A 16820-nucleotide genomic window follows, 5' to 3' on the forward strand; every position below is an offset into this window, starting at 1 on the left:
AGCCGTTTTCCGGCACCGGAAAACGGCTGTTGCAAACGGGCGGAAGCGACTGCTTCAGCGATGGGTGCTGATGAATTCGCCGATTTGCGGGCAAATGATCTCGCGCCAGCGGCGACCGGAAAAGATCCCGTAGTGGCCGCATTTCGGTGCGGTGAAATGCTTCTTTTTCGCTTTCGGTATGCCGCTGCACAATCCGTGCGCAGCTTCGGTCTGGCCGGAGCCGGAAATGTCGTCCAGCTCGCCCTCGATGGAAAACAGTGCGACCTCCCGGATGTCCTGCGGCCGCACCAGCTTGCCTTCGACTTCCCAGGTGCCCTGCGGCAGGCGGAATTCCTGGAACACGATCTTGATCGTCTCCAGATAGTATTCGGCCGGCATGTCGAGCACCGCGTTGTATTCGTCATAGAACTTGCGGTGCTCGTCGGCCGACGCATTGTCGCCCTTGACCAGGTGCTTGTAGAACTCCCAATGGCTTTGCGCGTGGCGGCGCGGGTTCATGGCGAGGAATCCGGCATGCTGCAGGAAACCGGGGTATACCTTGCGGCCGGCGCCGGGGAAGTTGGCCGGCACGCGGTCGATCACGGTGTTTTCAAACCAGGCATACGGCTTTTCAGTGGCCAGGTCGTTGACCTGGGTCGGCGATTCGCGCGGATCGATCGGGCCGCCCATCATGATCATGGTCTTCGGCAGCTTCGGATCATCGGCGCTGGCCATCAGCGAAATCGCCGCCAGCACCGGCACCGTCGGCTGGCACACCGAAATCACGTGCAGGTCGGGGCCGAGGCGGCGAATGAAGTCTTGCACGTAGTAAATGTAGTCGTGCAGATGGAACGCGCCGGCCGACAGCGGCACCATGCGCGCATCGCTCCAGTCGGTGATGTAGACGTCATGCAGCGGCAGCAGGGCGCTGACGGTATCGCGCAGCAGGGTGGCGTGGTGGCCGGACAGCGGCGCCACCAGCAGTACGGTCGGCTGCTTCAGGGCGGAAAACTCCTTAGCGCTCAAATCTTTCTTGAAATGCAGCAGGCTGCAGAACGGCCGCTTTTCGACGATTTCCTCGATGATGCCAACCGTCCGTGCGCCGAGCGCCACGTTATCTATATTGAAACGCGGCTTTTCATAGTCCTTGCCGAGCCGGTACAGCAATTCATACCCGGCTGCAATCCGCTGCGAATACGGCGTGTGCGCCAGCGGCGAGACCGGGTTCGAGAATAGCTCGGCCGACATCTCCGCCCAGTGCATCAGCGGGGTCAGCATGGTGCGGTTCATTTCGTGCAGTTGATAAAGCATGAGACTCCTCTTCAGATCAGATCCATGCCGGCTGAAAAACATGCTTTTCTGCGTTGCAGCATAAACCATTTTTCAATTTGCCATCGCAACCTGCGGTGATATTGCTGCTCCAATATCCGGCAGCACGATTCGGTAAACCAGATGGCGGGGTAGAAGGGAAGCGTCAGCCGCGACCTGCATTTCTGTGGCTGGCTTCCTGCCGGCAATCATGTCCCGCGCGTAGCAAGCGCTGCCCTGAATGCAATTTCAGGCGCACATTGCCACGCGGAATCTGTCAATCATAGCGAAAAGCCGTTGCGCGAGTACAGCAAAATTCCGGAAATTTCGTCAAAATTGACCAAATGTTCCGCTCTGCAGAATTGAATATGGTGCGGTGCACGAAAGACGCGCGAGTCTTTGTTGCCCTGACAAGCGGCGCCGGCGTGCTTAAAAATCGAATTGCGCCGACACGCGGAAGGTGCGCGGCGCGCCCGGGAACAGGTAGCCGCCCAGTTCCTGCGTGACATCGCGCCAGTAGAAGCGATCCAGCACGTTGTCGACCTGAAAGCGCAGCGTGGTGCGCTTGCCGGCAATCCGGGTCGCGTAGCGCGCGCCGAGATTCAACACATGGTAGCCGGGCACGGTGACGCTATTGTCCGGGCTGAACGCCTTGCTGCCCGCATATTGCCAACTGCCGTTCAGGTTCAGGCCGGTCAATTGCGGCACCGAATAATCCAGATACAGCACCGACTTGAAGCTCGGCACGTTGGTCACGCGCCGTCCGTCCAGTGTTGCGTCACCGGTGTTTTGCTGGGTGGCGTCGAGCGCGATCAGGCTTGCGCCCAGCACCAGGTTGCGCGTCGCTTGCCCCTGTGCCGCCAGTTCCAGGCCGCGGTGCACGGCGTCGCCGCGGCGCAGGTAGGTGTTGCTGCCGTCGATGATTTCCAGCGGCTTCTTGATCTGGAACAGCGCCGCGGAAATGGCGATGTCGGGCGCCAGTTCGGCCTTGACGCCGATTTCAAGCTGGTGCGAGACGCTCGGGTCCAGCATCTGGTTGGCATTGGCCGTGCCGAATGGCGCGATGCCGCCCTGTTCCAGGCCTTCGGAATAGGCGCCGTAGAGCGACCAATGGGGCGCGGGAGCGAATACCAGCGCCACGTTCGGCAGCAGATAGCCGCGGTCGTAGCGCGCGCTCAAGCTGCCGTCGGCGTCGAATTGATCGCGTTGCAGCCGCGTGTGGCGGGCGCCGAGATGCAGCCGGATCGCGTCCGACAGGCTCAGGATATCTTGCGCGAACAACGCGCTTTGCGTTTCCTTGCGGCGCAGCGAGACCGGGCCGGTGGAATTGGTCGAGGCCGGCACGATTTGTGGTTGGTAGATGTTGCTGCTGCCCATCCAGTCATAGACCGGCTCGCCGAATTCATCGCGGCGACCGGAGGCGGACAAGCCTATGGTCAGCGCATGGCGGATGCGTCCGGTGGCAAATTTACCTTGCAGCAGCGCCTGGCCGTTCAGCACGGTTTTCGCTTCGCCAGCGCTTTGATAGTCATAGACGTCGTAGTCGCCATTCGCGCAAAAACCGACGACCGGGTAGACCAGCGCCGAGCAACTGTACGGAAACGCGGTGTAGTCGTCGCGCCGGAAGGCATTCCGGTTGGCTGCCAGCGTCGCCTGCCAGTCGGCATTGAATCGGTATTCGAAACGCAGCCCGACATTGTTGCTGTCGGTTTTTACCGGCCTGGCCCATGGCTGGTCATTCAGCATGGTGGTGGGGTCGATCCCGGTTGGTAAGCGGACGCCATCGAACAACTGGAAGCCGGGCGCCGTCAGTTGCGCCTTGTGCTGGTAGTCGAGGTCCAATTGCAGCAGCGCCTGCGGGCTGATGCGCCAGTCGAAGGCGCCGGACAGGAATTGCCGTTCGCCGTCGGCGCCCTTGATATACGAGCGCAATTTTTCGGCGGCGGCGTTGATGCGGTAGCCGAAGCGCTGGTCGGCGAAGCGGCCGCCGAGATCGAGCGCGCCGTAGAGCGTGCCGCGCTCGCGCGCTTCCAGCGTGAGCGAGCGCAGCTCGGTCGCGGTCGGGCGCTTGGTGACGTAATTGACGATGCCGCCCGGCGTCGCGGCGCCGGCCTGTAGTCCGGCCAGGCCTTTCAGCACTTCGATCTGTTCCTTGTTTTCCAGCGGGATGGCGTCGTCGGCGGAAATCGTCAGCCCATCCTTGCGATAGCTGGACATATTGTCGAGCGCGAAACCGCGGATCGAAAACTGCTCGGCATAGCCGACCGCGTTGTAGGCATCGTTGACGCTGGCGTCGAACTTCATCGCGTCGGTGGCTTGGCGTATCCCGCGATTCTGCATCTGCTCCTGCGTGATGACTTGGATCGAGGCCGGGGTTTGCAGCAGCGGCGCATTGCCAAAGCCGCCGACGCTGGCGCTGTCGGCCCTGACCGGCGGCGCCGGTGGCGCATTGACCACTACTGCCGGCAGTGTCGGCTCGGTTTGCTGTGCGCCGACGGCTGATGCATACCAGGCGCAGGCGGCAAGAACCAGGACACGCGATGAAAGTGGAGTCGAAGGAAGGTGGTGGCTTGACATGTTTGCTATATCCCGCAGGGCGCGAGCGCCCGAAAAAAGCGCGGGAAAGCAAACAGGGGAAAACTGGTTGCGCTTCCCTGCGCTGGCATTATCCAGATCAGGTTCAGAGGGTATTTCTCACCCGGAACGTTGTCGTTCCAGGACCCCTAGCGAAAAGCGGATTCTAGGCCAAAACTGTCAGTGCCTGCTGGCAAGTTTTGAAAAATTTAATAAATGCAGGAGTATATTCAAAAATGGCCTATTTTCGATTGTAAAATAAGCGGTATTAAAAATACACCGTACAGTATGTGAGCTGGGTTAATCGAACACTGGGCTTTCCACGCCTAGTATCTTGTGCAGCTTGGGCGAAGTGGTGGTGTATTGCATGTGAATTTTCTTGTCGGGGAAGATGTACGGCGCGGCGCCGAAAGCAGCCAGAGCCGCTTCGTGAAAGCCGGACAGGATCAGCTTTTTCTTGCCCGGGTAGGTATTGATGTCGCCAACCGCGAAGATGCCGGGCACATTGGTCTCGAACTTTTCGGTATCGACTTTCAACTGACGCCGTTCGATGTCCAGTCCCCAATCGGCGATCGGCCCCAGTTTCGGCGACAAGCCGAAAAACACCAGCAAGTCGTCCAGCGGCAGGCGCCGCGTGACGCCGTCCGCGCCGGTGACCTTGATGTGCGCCAGCCGTTCGTCTTGCGTCTCGAAGCCGGTGACCTGGCCAATCAGCAACTGCATATCGTAGTTGTCGCACAAGGCTTTCATCTTCGCGACCGAGGCCGGCGCCGCGCGGAATTCCTCGCGCCGGTGCAGGAGCACGACCGATTCCGCCTTGCCGACCAGGTCCAGCGTCCAGTCCAGCGCCGAGTCGCCGCCGCCGCAGATCACCAGGTTCTTGCCGTGGAAGCGCGCCGGATCCTTGACTCGATAAAACAATTGGCTATCGGCGAAGCGCTCGATTCCGTCCACCTTCAGCGGGCGTGCCTGGAACGAGCCGACGCCGGCGGCGATGAAGATGGTCTTGCTGATGAAGCGCAGGCCGGCCGAGGTTTCGAGATTGAAGCGGCCGTCGTCGCGGCGTTCGACCACCGACACTTCCTGCCCGAGATGGAAGGTCGGACCGAATGGTTCGATCTGTTTCAGCAGGTTGTCGGTCAGTTCCTGGCCGGTGCAGACCGGTACCGCCGGGATGTCGTAGATAGGCTTGTCCGGATACAGTTCGACGCACTGGCCGCCCACCACCGGCAGCGAATCGATCACGTGCGCCTTGATTTCCAGGAGGCCCAGCTCGAATACCTGGAACAGCCCGACCGGTCCGGCGCCGATGATCACGGCATCGGTTTCGACGGGCGACTGGGTGCCGGAAGTGGCAGCAAGGGCGGCGCTGGGTTTCATACGGCTTTCAACTTCCTGTTTCATTGGGTGTCTGGCAAAGGTTGGGTGCCGCGGCAAGAGTGAATTCTCGGCGGCATGGCGGCTGGCGACGTCTGCGTCAGCGTTCCAGGTATTGCAGCTTGTCCTGCACGTCCTTCCAGTCTTCGGCGTCCGGCAGCGGTTCATGGGTCTTGGTAATGGCCGGCCAGTTGCGCGACAGGTCCGCGTTCAGCTTGATGAATTGCTGCTGATCGGCCGGCACGTCCTCTTCGGCAAAAATGGCGTTGACCGGGCATTCGGCGACGCACACCGCGCAATCGATGCACTCATCCGGGTCGATCGTCAGAAAATTCGGGCCTTCGCGAAAACAGTCCACCGGACACACATCAACGCAGTCGGTATAGCGGCAGCGGATGCACGATTCGGTTACAACGTGAGTCATAGGAATCCTATCGAAAAAATCCTGGAACGGCGGCCCGCCGCATGGCGTCAAGGGTTGCCCGCAAGCGGCCGCAAAGCCTTGTATTTTAAGGCAATATACTCCTTCCGCCAAACCGGGTGAGAGCCGCGGCGGGCTGGCGAGCGCCGCCGGCCACGAATACTTGCAGTGTCGCCAGACCGCCGCGGCCGGGAGGAAGTCGGGGCGGATTTCCACCTGCGTCACCCGCGTCCGCGCCAATTGTTTGCGCCAGGCGCGCGCTGCCAAGGCGCGTCGCCAAACGCTCGCGCCGGTACGACCGGCCTTGCTGAATCGGGCTAAAATACGCGCCACCAGAATAATCAACACTCGGGGAGAAGCAAAATTGGCAGCAAAATTCCTGGTCGGCCTGTTGGCCGCGATGCCGCTATGGTGCGGCGCGTCTGAACTGGATGGCAGCCAGTTGTCGGCTTGGTGGGCGTTGCCGTTCGTCGGCCTGCTGCTATCGATTGCCTTATGCCCGTTGTTGACGCCAACCTTCTGGCACCATCATTTCGGCAAGGTCAGCGCGGCCTGGGCGCTGGCGTTCCTGCTGCCGTGCGCCGCGCTGTTCGGTGGCGGCACTGCTGCCGCCGGCGCGATGCATGCGTTTGCTGCCGAATACTTCCCCTTCATCATGCTGGTGACCGCGCTGTTCGTGGTGGCTGGCGGTATTTGTGTGCGCGGCAACTTGCACGGCACGCCCGGCTTGAACACTGGCATCCTGGCGATCGGCACCGTACTTGCCAGTTTCATGGGCACCACCGGCGCCGCGATGCTGATGATCCGGCCGCTGATCCGTGCCAACGACAACCGCAAGCACGCCGCGCACATCGTGGTGTTTTTCATTTTCCTGGTGGCCAACGCCGGCGGTTCGCTGACGCCGCTGGGCGATCCGCCGCTGTTCTTGGGTTTCCTGAAGGGAGTCGATTTCTTCTGGACGGTGCGGAATATTTTTCCGGAGACGCTGTTTGTATGCTGCACGCTGCTGATCATTTTCTATCTGCTGGACAGCCATTACTACCGCAACCGCGAAGAGCAACTTCCGCCGGCACTGGACCCGACGCCGGACTCGAAACTCCGCTTTGAAGGCAAGGCCAATTTCTTCCTGCTGGCGGTCATCATCGGCCTGGTGCTGATGAGTGGCATCTGGCAAGGCGGCGTCGCCTTTACCGTGCTGGGGACCGCCGTCGAATGGCAAAATCTGTTGCGCGACCTGGCGCTGATCGGTGTCATCGTGGTGTCGTTGCGGATCACCCCGGCCAGTGCGCACCAGGGCAACGAGTTTGCCTGGGGGCCGATCCAGGAAGTGGCCAAGCTGTTCGCCGGGATTTTCGTGACCATCATTCCGGTGATCGCGATGCTGCGCGCCGGCGGCGAGGGCGCATTTGCGCCGATCGTGCATGCCGTCACCGATGGCAGCGGGCAGCCGATCAACGCCATGTATTTCTGGGCCACCGGCATCCTGTCCTCGTTCCTGGACAATGCGCCGACCTACCTGGTGTTCTTCAATACCGCCGGCGGCGACGCCGCGACGTTGATGACCAAGCTGGGGCCGACGCTGGCGGCGATTTCCTGCGGTGCCGTCTTCATGGGCGCCAACAGCTATATCGGCAATGCGCCGAACCTGATGGTGAAAGCGATCGCCGAGGATCGTGGCATCAAGATGCCGTCCTTCTTCGGTTACATGGCCTGGTCGGGTGCGATCCTGATCCCGCTGTTCATCGTCATGACCTTCATTTTCTTTTGATAGAGACGCTTCAATGAAACCGGAGATTCTGGTGACACGGGCGGTCTTTCCCGACGTCGTCGAGCGGCTGGCCACGCATTTCGAGGTCGAGTCGAACCAGGATGATCGGGTATTTTCGGCTGCCGAGCTGCAGCAGAAGGTGGTCGGCAAGGCCGGTCTGCTGACTACCGCCAGCGAGAGCATTGGCGCACAACTGATTGGTGTCGGGGCTCAGTCCGGACTGAAGGCGATTTGCAACATGGCGGTCGGCTATAACAATATCGACCTGGCGGCTGCCACCCATGCCGGCATCCTGGTGACCAATACGCCGGAGGTGCTGAATCAGACCACCGCCGATTTCGGCTGGGCGCTGCTGATGGCGGCCGCGCGCCGCGTGACCGAGGCGGAGCACTGGCTGCGTGCCGGCCACTGGGAAAAATGGCGTTACGACACCCTTCTCGGCGCCGACGTGCATGGTTCGACGCTCGGCATCATCGGCATGGGGCGCATCGGCCAGGCCATCGCCCGCCGCTCGCTCGGCTTTGACATGCGGGTGCTGTATCACAATCGTTCGCGCCTGGCGCCGGAACTGGAAGCGCGCTGCAATCACGCGCAATACGTCAGCAAGGAACAACTGCTGCGCGAGGCCGACCATGTGATGCTGGTACTGCCGTATTCGCCCGAGTCGCATCACACCATCGGTGCAGTCGAACTGGCACTGATGAAGCCGAGCGCCACCTTGGTCAACATCGCGCGCGGCGGCATCGTCGATGATGTGGCGCTGATTGCGGCACTGCGCGCGCGCCAAATCGCGGCGGCCGGGCTGGACGTGTTCGAGCACGAGCCAGCGTTCAATCCGGAGTTCCTGAGCCTGTCGAACGTGGTGCTGACACCGCATATCGCCAGCGCATCGGAGCCGACGCGGCGTGCGATGGCCAACTGCGCCGCCGACAACCTGATCGCAGCCCTCGGTGGCGCCATGCCGCCGAACCTGTTAAACCCGGAAGCTTTGCAAGGAGGTTGATCGTGCCGGATATTTCCATCCGCCAGGCGCACAAGCTGAGCCACAAAAAAGCCCATGCAGCGGCGCAGAAAGTGGTCGATCAACTGGTCGAGGAATATGAACTCGCCATACAGTGGGAGGGCAACGTGCTGTACTTCAAGCGCAGCGGCGTGTCCGGTACGCTGGCGCTGCACGAGAAGGAGGTACACCTGGAAATTACGCTGGGGTTCCTGCTGAAGGCGTTTGCGCCGAAGATCTCGGCGCAGGTCGAAAAAAACATGAAGAAGGTCTTTGGCGGCAAGGCCTGAGCGCTGCCGCAGCCGGGCTGCTTACCCTTTCAATTCGGCGATCAGGTCGACGTACTGCTGCATCGCCTCGTTCTTCGATAAGCCCTTCAGGCTGTCCCAGGCATCCCATTTTGCGCGTCCGACCATGTCGGTGAAGCCAGGTCGCTTGCCCTCGACATCGCCACTGGTGGCTTGCTTGAACAGCGCATAGATCTTCAGCAGGGTCGTGTTGTCGGGGCGCTCCGGCAGGTTCTTGGAGTCGGCTACGGCTTGGTCGAAGGTGGCTTGCAAGGTCATGGTGTTCTCCAGGTGGATCAAAAGAGGTCGCTGTGATAGTGTGCTGAAAAATCCGGCGCACATGTCAAATGGATCATGAGCGCCGCCAACATAGCACATAAAAATCATCCCCGACAGCGCGGGACTAGAGGAGATATTCGATGTCGCCAGCCGTTTCCCCAGCGCTGTATCGCGAAAAAATGTCGACCGTCGATACTGCGTGGCTGCGCATGGATTCGGCCACCAACCTGATGATGATCGTGGCGGTGCTGATGTTCGACCGGCCGATGGATATTGGCCGCTTCCGCCAGACCATGACCGAGCGCCTGCTGCCTTACGACCGCTTCCGTAGCCGTGTGGTGTACGAGATGGGCAGCGCCTGGTGGCAGGAGCAGGAAGTCGATCTGGATCAGCACATCCTGCACAGTCGCCTGAAAAAAGGCAGCCCGGACAACAAGGCGGCGCTGGAGCGGCTGGTCGCGACGCTGTCAGCGACGCCGCTGGACCCGCAGCGGCCGCTGTGGCAGATGCAGGTGGTCGACAACTGCATCGGCGCCGACGGCCGCACCCGGCAGGCGGTGATCATCCGCATCCACCACTGCATCGCCGACGGCATTGCGCTGGTCGGCGTGCTGTTATCGATGTTCGACACCGCACCCGACGCGCCGCCGCGGCCGGCGCCACAGGCCCAGCGCCTGGCGCAACTGGCACAGGAAAATCCGTGGCTGCAGATCATGCAACCGGTGACCCGCACCACGATCAAGGCAATCAACCTGTCGGGCCTGATGTGGAGCAAGTATCTGTGGATGCTGGCCGACCCGCAGAAATTCATCGCGCGCTTTGCCGGGGTGGCGCCGGCCACGACCCGGCTGACGCAGGACGCCACCCGGCTGGCCTTGATGACCGAGGATTCCCGCACTCGCCTGAAAGGAAAACCGCATGGCATCAAGCACGTGGCCTGGAGCGAGCCGTTGCCGCTGTCCGAAGTCAAGGCGATCGGCAAGGCGCTCGGCGCCTCGGTCAACGACGTGCTGATGGCGAGCGTGGCCGGCGCCATCGGTGCCTACCTGCGCGACAAGGGCGACACGGTAACGATCGATTGCGCGCTGCGCGCGATGGTGCCGGTCAATCTGCGCAAGTCGGGGCGCGAACAAAAACTCGGCAACGCGTTTGGGTTGGTGCCGCTGGTGCTTCCGGTCGGCCTGGAAGATCCGATCGGCCGTTTGCAGGAGGTGCGGCGCCGCATGAACGAGCTGAAGGACGGCTATCAGGCGCTGGTGGCGATGGCTCTGCTCGGCGTGCTGGGGGCGACGCCGAAGCAGATGCAAAACGAAATCCAGAACTACTTCGCCAGGAAGGCCACGGCCGTGATGAGCAACGTGCCGGGACCGCAGGCGCCGCTGTACCTGGCCGGCAGCCAGCTCGACCAGATCATGTTCTGGGTGCCGCAGTCAGGCGATATCGGGGTTGGCGTTTCGATCCTCAGCTACAACGGCGGGGTCCAGTTCGGCATTGTTACCGACGAGGCGGTCGCGCCCGATCCGCACCACATCATCCGGCGCTTTGCGCCGGAATTCGAAAAGCTGGTGATGCTGGCTTTGATGGCGGCATGAGCGCCCGAGGTCTGGTCGGGCGCCCAGCGAGCTAGCCGTCAGACGGCCAGTAATTCCACTTCGAAAATCAGCGTCGCGTTCGGCGGAATCACGCCGCCGGCGCCGCGCGCGCCATAACCGAGCGCAGCCGGGATGATCAGGCGCCGCACGCCGCCGATCTTCATCCCCTGCACGCCCTGGTCCCAGCCCTTGATTACATGGCCGGCGCCAAGCGGGAATTCGAACGGCTGGTTACGATCCTTGCTGGAGTCGAACTTGGCGCCGGCGCTGCCGTCGGCGTTGCGCAGCCAGCCGGTATAGTGCACGCTGACGTGATCGCCGGCCTTGGCTTCGGCGCCTTCGCCGACGGTGGTGTCTTCGTATTCGAGTCCGGAGGAGGTCATGATGCTGGTCATGTATGGTCTTTCAAGGTTGTTTATACTGGCCGCAGTGTAAACCAAAAACCGGACGTGCCATGACCGCCAGCAGCGCGCAGTTTCAATCCACCGATGTCCTGATCATCGGCGCCGGTATCGCCGGCGCCTCCGTCGCCTACCATTTGGCAGGCGAGGCGCGCGTGGTCTTGCTGGAGCGTGAGGCGCAGCCTGGTTATCACGCCACCGGCCGCTCGGCTGCGCTGTACTCGGAAACCTACGGCAATCCCTGCGTGCGGGCGATCAGCAGCGCCTCGCGCGCCTTCTATCTGAATCCGCCGGCCGGTTTTGCGGCGCAACCGCTCTTGACGCCGCGCGGCTCGATGATCATCGGCGGCCCGCAGCAGCGCGACAAAGTGCGACTTGCCTATGAAGAGGCGCGCGCGCTGGTGTCAAACATCGAGTGGCTGGATGCCGCGCAGATCGCGCAGCGCGTGCCGGTGTTGAATGCCGTGGCCGCAAGCTGGGCGATGCTGGAGCCGGACTCGATGGACATGGACGTGCATGCGATCCACCAGGGATTTTTGCGCGGCATGAAAGCCGGTGGCGGCCAACTGGTGTGTGACGCCGAGGTGCTGCGCATCGGCCGCGTCGGCGGCGTCTGGCAAATCGAGACGCCGGCTGGAAATTTCGCGGCGCCAATCGTGATCAACGCCGCCGGTGCCTGGTGCGATGTGGTTGCGACCATGGCGGGGGTGGCGCCGGTTGGTCTGGTGCCCAAGCGCCGCACCGCATTCACCTTTGCCGCTCCGGCCGGAGTCGACATCAGCACCTGGCCGCTGGTGATCGACATCGACGAACAGTTTTATTTCAAGCCGGACGCCGGCGTGTTGCTGGGTTCGCCGGCCAACGAAGATCCGGTGCCGGCGCAGGACGTGCAGCCGGAAGAACTGGACGTCGCGCTCGCCGCCGACCGCATCGAGCGCGCCAGTACGCTGCAGATCGGGCGCGTATTGCGCAAGTGGGCCGGGCTGCGCTCGTTCGTGGCCGACAAGACGCCGGTGGCCGGCTATGCGGCCGACGCCGATGGTTTTTTCTGGTTGGCGGGGCAGGGCGGCTACGGCATACAGACCGCGCCGGCGCTGGGCCGGATCGCCGCCGCGCTGGTGCAGCGGCGCCCGTTGCCATCCGACATCGCCGCATTCGGCGTGCATGCCGCCGACCTGTCGCCCGCGCGCAACGCTTGCCGCGCCGCCAACCCCATTTCATAGGAAAAATGCCAGGTTTTTACGGCCGGCGCACAACCCTGCGATTTAGCCGAATCGGGCCGATTGCGGCGCGGTAAAATGCACTTCCACTCCTTTGCAAACGACTTCCATGCACCGTTTTCCGTTCCCGTTCTTGCTGCGCTTCTGGCTTGCCCTGGCCTGCCTGCCGGTGGCTTCGCTGGCCCAGGCCAATGTTGTGGTGGTACTCAATTCGGCAGATGCCACCATCAGTTTGCTGGATCAGGCAACGTATCAGAAGATAGACAGCTTTTCGGTGGGGAAGGAGCCGCATCACCTGATGGCGACGCCAGACAACAAGTCGCTGATCGTGGCCAGCGCGGTCGGCAATGAACTGATTTTCCTCGACCCCAAAACCGGCGTCATTCAGCATCGCATCAAGGATGTCATCGATCCTTACCAGATCGGCTTTTCGCCGGACCAGAAATGGTTTGTCTCGGCCGCATTGCGGCTGGACCGGGTGGATATCTATAGCTATAACGGCAAGGATCTGAAGCTGACGGCGCGCCTGCCGCTTCCGAAACTGCCGAGCCACATTGCCTTCGATGCGGCCAGCACCACCGCCTTCATCACGCAGCAAGGCAGTGACCAGGTCAGCGCGATCGACCTTGCCACGCACCAGATCAAATGGACGATGCCGGTCGGCAAACTACCGGCTGGCATTGCCATGACGTCCGACGGCAATTATCTGCTGGTCGGCATCATGGGGCGCGATTATGTCGAAGTCATCGACTGGCGGGCCCAGAAGATCGTCAAGCGCATCCGGACCGGCGCCGGTGCGCATAATTTCCGTGCCTTGGGCGACGGCCGCTACACCTTCGTCTCGAACCGGGTCTCCAGCACCATCAACATCATCGACCAGCAGACCTTGACCAACATCGGTACGATCGACGTCCCGGGCGGCCCCGACGACATGGAAGTGAGCGCCGACGGCAAGACCTTGTGGACCACGCTGCGCTGGGTGCGCCAGGTGGCGGTGATCGACATTTCCGGCAGGAAGGTGATCAAGACGATTCCGGTCGGACGTTCGCCGCACGGCATCTATTTCGCCAATCATTCCCCCCGTTTGTAGTCGTGATGCGCGCCGCCGCCAAATACTGGCTGCCGGTGGCGATGCTGGCGGCCGGCAGCCTGATTTCCCCGGTCGCGGCATCGGCGCCGGCCGGCCAGTGCCGTGCTACCGTCTATCTCACCTTTGACACCGGCAACCACTCGCAGGCCGAGCTGATTGCGCAGATCCTGAAGCGGCACCGGATTCGCGCCACCTTTTTCCTGGCCAATGAAAAGACCGTGAACGGCGATTTTGCACTAGACCCGGCCTGGGCGCCGTACTGGAAGGCGCGCGTGGCCGAAGGGCATGCCTTCGGCAGCCATACTTTCGACCATGTGTATGTGGTGCGCGACCTGGCCGGCGGCCGCATGGAAATGAAACCGCAATTCGGCGCCGATGCCGGCAGGAAGGTGGTATGGGACGCCGGCCGCTATTGCGACGAAATCAAGCGCGTGGGGCAGCGCTTTCACGACCTGACCGGAGCCCGGCTCGAGCCATTGTGGCGCGCGCCGGGCGGACGCCTGACGCCCAACCTGCAGGCCGCCGGCGCCGCTTGCGGCTATGCTCACGTCGGCTGGGCCGCGGCCGGCTTTTCCGGTGATGAGCTGCCGAGCGATCAATGGCCGAACGAGGTGCTGCTGAAACGCGCGTTGGTCGCCTTGCAGGATGGCGATATCTTCATGGCCCACCTCGGCATCTGGTCGCGCCGCGAGCCGTGGGCGCCGGCGGTATTGGAACCGCTGATCGCAGGGCTGGAGCAAAAGGGTTTTTGTTTCGCTACCCTGCGCCAGCATCCGGCCTACCGTGCCGCGCTGGCGCGGGCTGCCGCCATTGCCGAGGAATGAGGATGGATGTTTTCAGCAGCGCCTTCGCCGCCGTCCAGGGCTGGCTGTTCCAGGAGGTAGTCTTGCCGTTCATGTACGCCACCGGGCTGGGCGCCTGGGCCGAAGATGCGTTTACCGGCACCGAATGGTTCATGATCGGCGTCCTTGAACTGGCGCTGCTATACCTGCTGCTGCGGCCGCTGGAAGCGTGGCTGCCGGTGCAGCCGAAGCTGGCGCCCGGTGCGCGCCGCATCGACTTCCTCTATACCTGCATCCACCGGCTCGGCATCTTCACCATCGCGGTGTTTTTCGTGCTCAATCCCGTGTACGACGCGCTGGCCGAACAATTGCGGTTGCAGGGCATCAGCCCGTTCAACCTGGAGCAATTGTGGCCGGGGGTGACCGACGTTCCGCTGGCGAGCTTTTTCCTGTACCTATTCGTGCTGGATTTTTTCGATTACTGGTATCACCGTGCCAGCCATCATTTCGGCTGGTGGTGGGGGTTGCACAGCCTGCACCACAGCCAGCGCGACCTGAATCTCTGGTCTGATAACCGCAATCATCTGCTGGACGACCTGCTGCGCGACATCTACATGGCGCTAGTGGCGCTGGCGATCGGCGTCGAGCCGGGCCAGTACGTGCTGCTGGTGGCGGCCTCGCGCATGCTGCAGAGCCTGCAGCATGCCAACGTGCGCATCCACTTCGGCGCGGTCGGCGAGCGCCTGCTGGTGTCGCCGCGCTACCACCGGCTGCACCACGCAATCGGCATCGGTCACGAATCGCAAGGCGAGGGCACCCTTGGCGGCCACAATTTCGCGGTGCTGTTTCCGGTGTGGGACATCCTGTTTCGCACGGCCCGTTTTGGCAAGACCTTCGTGGCGACCGGCATCCGCGACCAGTTGCCGCCACCCCAAGGCTGCGCACGCGACTATGGGAGCGGCTTCTGGGGGCAGCAGTGGCTGGGTTTGCAGCGCATGCTGGAATATGCGCGCAGGAAGCGTTCCTGATGGGCGCGGCCTTGCTCGCCTTTGGCCGTGCGCTCTGGTCGCAATTGCACCTGCGCATGCTGCTGCTGACCTTGATCCCGTTCCTGCTGTCGACCGCGCTCTGGGGGCTGGCGCTGTGGCTCGGCCTGCAGCCGATGATCGACTGGCTGCAGGCCTGGTTCGTCGAGCACCAGGGTTTTGGCGTGGCCGGGCGCGTGCTGGGCTGGGTCGGGCTGGGCGCGCTCAAGACCGTGATCGTGCCGCTGATCGCGATGTGGGTGTTGCTGCCGCTGATGATCCTGACCGCTTTGGTTTTCGTCGCCACGCTGGCGGTGCCGGTGGTGGTCAAACATGTCAGTTACCGTTACTACCCGGCGCTGGAACAGCGGCACGGCGGCACCTTTCTAGGCAGCCTGTGGACCTTCTGCTCGAGTTTCGTGATTTTCCTCGCGCTGTGGCTGCTGACCTTGCCGCTGGCGCTGATTCCGCCGTTCACGCTGTTGGTGCAGCCGCTCTTGTGGGGCTGGCTGACCTGTCGCGTGATGGCCTACGATGCGCTGGCGCAGCATGCCAGCGCCGCCGAGCGCGAGGCGATCCTGCGCCTGCATCGCTGGCCGCTACTCTGGATCGGCGCGATCAGCGGCGCCTTGGGCGCGGCGCCCGGCATGCTGTGGCTGGGAGGCGTGCTGTCGGTGATCTTCCTGCCGTTGCTGGCGGCGGGCGCGATCTGGCTGTACGTGCTGGTGTTTGTGTTCACCGGCTTGTGGTTCCAGCATTACTGTCTGGCCGCGCTGGCGCACTACCGGATGCAGCAGCAGGCGGCGCCGGGTGCCGAGGTGTCGCGGGAAGCGGCGACCCGTTTGCAAGACATCAATTAACGCACTGAAGGGCATCCAGATTCATGGCTATCGGACTGATCATCATCGGCGACGAAATCCTTTCCGGCAAACGGACCGACAAGCATTTCGGCAGGGTCGTCGAAATCCTGGCGGCGCGCGGCCTGCAACTGGGCTGGGCCGAGTTCGTCGGCGACGACCGCGCGCGGATCACTGCCACGCTGCGTCGCACGCTGGCTTCCGACGACATCGTCTTTTCCTGCGGCGGCATCGGCGCCACCCCGGATGACCATACCCGCCAATGCGCGGCGGCGGCGCTCGGGGTACCGCTGCAATTGCATCCGGAGGCGAAGCGCCTGATCGAGGAGCGCATCGCCGACATGGCGCGCGCCAGCGGCGTCCAGCCCGACGTGGCGGCGCCGGACAACCAGCATCGGTTGAAAATGGGCGAATTTCCGCAAGGCGCGGCAATCGTGCCGAATCCGTACAACAAGATTCCCGGCTTTTCGCTGCGCAACGGCAACGGCGGCGCCCATTATTTCGCGCCCGGCTTTCCGGTGATGGCCTGGCCGATGATCGAATGGGCGCTGGATACCTACCACGCCGACCTGTTCCACCGGGTCGTACGGCTGGAAAAATCGGTGCTGCTGTATGACACGATGGAATCGACGCTGACGCCGCTGATGGAAGCGGTGGAAAGCGAGTTTCCGGGTGTTAAGGTGTTCAGCCTGCCAACCGTTGGCGATGCCGCCACGCGCCGCCACATCGAGCTGGGCGTCAAGGGTGAGGCGATGCAGGTCGAACCGGCGTTCCAGCGGTTGCTGGCCGGCCTGGCCCAGCTCGGGGTTGCCGTCGAGTATCCGTAAGCGGCAGTGCGCGGCGCGCTTGCTATGATGGGC

General features: G+C 62.6%; 16 protein-coding genes and 1 riboswitch. Of the genes, 10 read left to right on the top strand and 6 right to left on the bottom strand.

Annotation, left to right across the window (positions count from 1 at the left end; all coding sequences use genetic code 11):
• Positions 1 to 54 precede the first annotated feature (54 nt).
• The 4 genes from ACK2VC_RS14030 to fdxA form a co-directional block, all read right to left on the bottom strand.
• Complete coding sequence (locus ACK2VC_RS14030) at positions 55 to 1290, bottom strand: polyhydroxyalkanoate depolymerase (protein WP_486731006.1); 1236 nt, start codon at positions 1288 to 1290, stop codon at positions 55 to 57.
• A 426-nt stretch (positions 1291 to 1716) separates the two neighbouring features.
• Entirely contained in the window at positions 1717 to 3864 is a 2148-nt protein-coding gene (locus ACK2VC_RS14035; RefSeq protein ID WP_486731007.1) for a TonB-dependent siderophore receptor, read from the bottom strand.
• Between the two features lie 57 nt (positions 3865 to 3921).
• A riboswitch (TPP riboswitch) is annotated at positions 3922 to 4022 on the bottom strand.
• Positions 4023 to 4161: 139 nt separating this feature from the next.
• A complete protein-coding gene (locus tag ACK2VC_RS14040; RefSeq protein ID WP_486731008.1) occupies positions 4162 to 5241 on the bottom strand; it encodes an NAD(P)/FAD-dependent oxidoreductase in 1080 nt (359 codons plus the stop codon).
• Between the two features lie 97 nt (positions 5242 to 5338).
• Positions 5339 to 5662 carry a ferredoxin FdxA gene (gene fdxA, locus ACK2VC_RS14045; RefSeq protein ID WP_486733245.1) on the bottom strand — a complete coding sequence of 108 codons (324 nt, stop codon included), beginning with the start codon at positions 5660 to 5662 and terminating at the stop codon, positions 5339 to 5341.
• 397 nt (positions 5663 to 6059) lie between these two features.
• Between fdxA and ACK2VC_RS14050 the strand changes: the two genes are divergently transcribed.
• Genes ACK2VC_RS14050 through ACK2VC_RS14060 form a run of 3 tightly spaced genes read left to right on the top strand, consistent with a single transcriptional unit; the run spans position 6060 to position 8717 of the window.
• Positions 6060 to 7427, top strand: coding sequence for a sodium:proton antiporter (locus ACK2VC_RS14050; RefSeq protein WP_486733246.1), 1368 nt, complete (start codon positions 6060 to 6062; stop codon positions 7425 to 7427).
• A gap of 13 nt (positions 7428 to 7440) precedes the next feature.
• On the top strand, positions 7441 to 8430 hold the full coding sequence (locus ACK2VC_RS14055; protein ID WP_486731009.1) for a 2-hydroxyacid dehydrogenase: 990 nt from the start codon (positions 7441 to 7443) through the stop codon (positions 8428 to 8430).
• 2 nt (positions 8431 to 8432) lie between these two features.
• Entirely contained in the window at positions 8433 to 8717 is a 285-nt protein-coding gene (locus ACK2VC_RS14060) for a polyhydroxyalkanoic acid system family protein (RefSeq protein WP_486731010.1), read from the top strand.
• A gap of 21 nt (positions 8718 to 8738) precedes the next feature.
• On the opposite strand, the gene ACK2VC_RS14065 is transcribed toward ACK2VC_RS14060, so the two are convergent.
• On the bottom strand, positions 8739 to 8993 hold the full coding sequence (locus ACK2VC_RS14065) for an acyl-CoA-binding protein (protein ID WP_486731011.1): 255 nt from the start codon (positions 8991 to 8993) through the stop codon (positions 8739 to 8741).
• 140 nt (positions 8994 to 9133) lie between these two features.
• Here ACK2VC_RS14065 and ACK2VC_RS14070 point away from each other — a divergent pair, with 140 nt between their 5' ends.
• Positions 9134 to 10585 carry a wax ester/triacylglycerol synthase family O-acyltransferase gene (locus tag ACK2VC_RS14070; RefSeq protein WP_486731012.1) on the top strand — a complete coding sequence of 484 codons (1452 nt, stop codon included), beginning with the start codon at positions 9134 to 9136 and terminating at the stop codon, positions 10583 to 10585.
• Positions 10586 to 10623: 38 nt separating this feature from the next.
• On the opposite strand, the gene ACK2VC_RS14075 is transcribed toward ACK2VC_RS14070, so the two are convergent.
• Positions 10624 to 10980: an FKBP-type peptidyl-prolyl cis-trans isomerase gene (locus ACK2VC_RS14075; protein ID WP_486731013.1), complete on the bottom strand. Its 357-nt coding sequence runs from the start codon at positions 10978 to 10980 to the stop codon at positions 10624 to 10626.
• Between the two features lie 59 nt (positions 10981 to 11039).
• Here ACK2VC_RS14075 and ACK2VC_RS14080 point away from each other — a divergent pair, with 59 nt between their 5' ends.
• The 6 genes from ACK2VC_RS14080 (at position 11040) to ACK2VC_RS14105 (ending at position 16787) form a co-directional block, all read left to right on the top strand.
• Entirely contained in the window at positions 11040 to 12209 is a 1170-nt protein-coding gene (locus tag ACK2VC_RS14080; RefSeq protein ID WP_486731014.1) for an NAD(P)/FAD-dependent oxidoreductase, read from the top strand.
• A 106-nt stretch (positions 12210 to 12315) separates the two neighbouring features.
• Positions 12316 to 13296, top strand: coding sequence for a YVTN family beta-propeller repeat protein (locus tag ACK2VC_RS14085; RefSeq protein ID WP_486731015.1), 981 nt, complete (start codon positions 12316 to 12318; stop codon positions 13294 to 13296).
• Between the two features lie 5 nt (positions 13297 to 13301).
• On the top strand, positions 13302 to 14120 hold the full coding sequence (locus tag ACK2VC_RS14090) for a polysaccharide deacetylase family protein (RefSeq protein WP_486731016.1): 819 nt from the start codon (positions 13302 to 13304) through the stop codon (positions 14118 to 14120).
• A 2-nt stretch (positions 14121 to 14122) separates the two neighbouring features.
• Positions 14123 to 15106 carry a sterol desaturase family protein gene (locus tag ACK2VC_RS14095; RefSeq protein ID WP_486731017.1) on the top strand — a complete coding sequence of 328 codons (984 nt, stop codon included), beginning with the start codon at positions 14123 to 14125 and terminating at the stop codon, positions 15104 to 15106.
• Positions 15106 to 15963: an EI24 domain-containing protein gene (locus tag ACK2VC_RS14100; RefSeq protein WP_486731018.1), complete on the top strand. Its 858-nt coding sequence runs from the start codon at positions 15106 to 15108 to the stop codon at positions 15961 to 15963. Before ACK2VC_RS14095 ends, ACK2VC_RS14100 begins: the two co-directional genes overlap by 1 nt.
• A gap of 23 nt (positions 15964 to 15986) precedes the next feature.
• On the top strand, positions 15987 to 16787 hold the full coding sequence (locus tag ACK2VC_RS14105) for a competence/damage-inducible protein A (protein WP_486731019.1): 801 nt from the start codon (positions 15987 to 15989) through the stop codon (positions 16785 to 16787).
• Positions 16788 to 16820 lie beyond the last annotated feature (33 nt).

It is taken from the genome of Herbaspirillum sp. WTB6 (genome assembly GCF_057457785.1).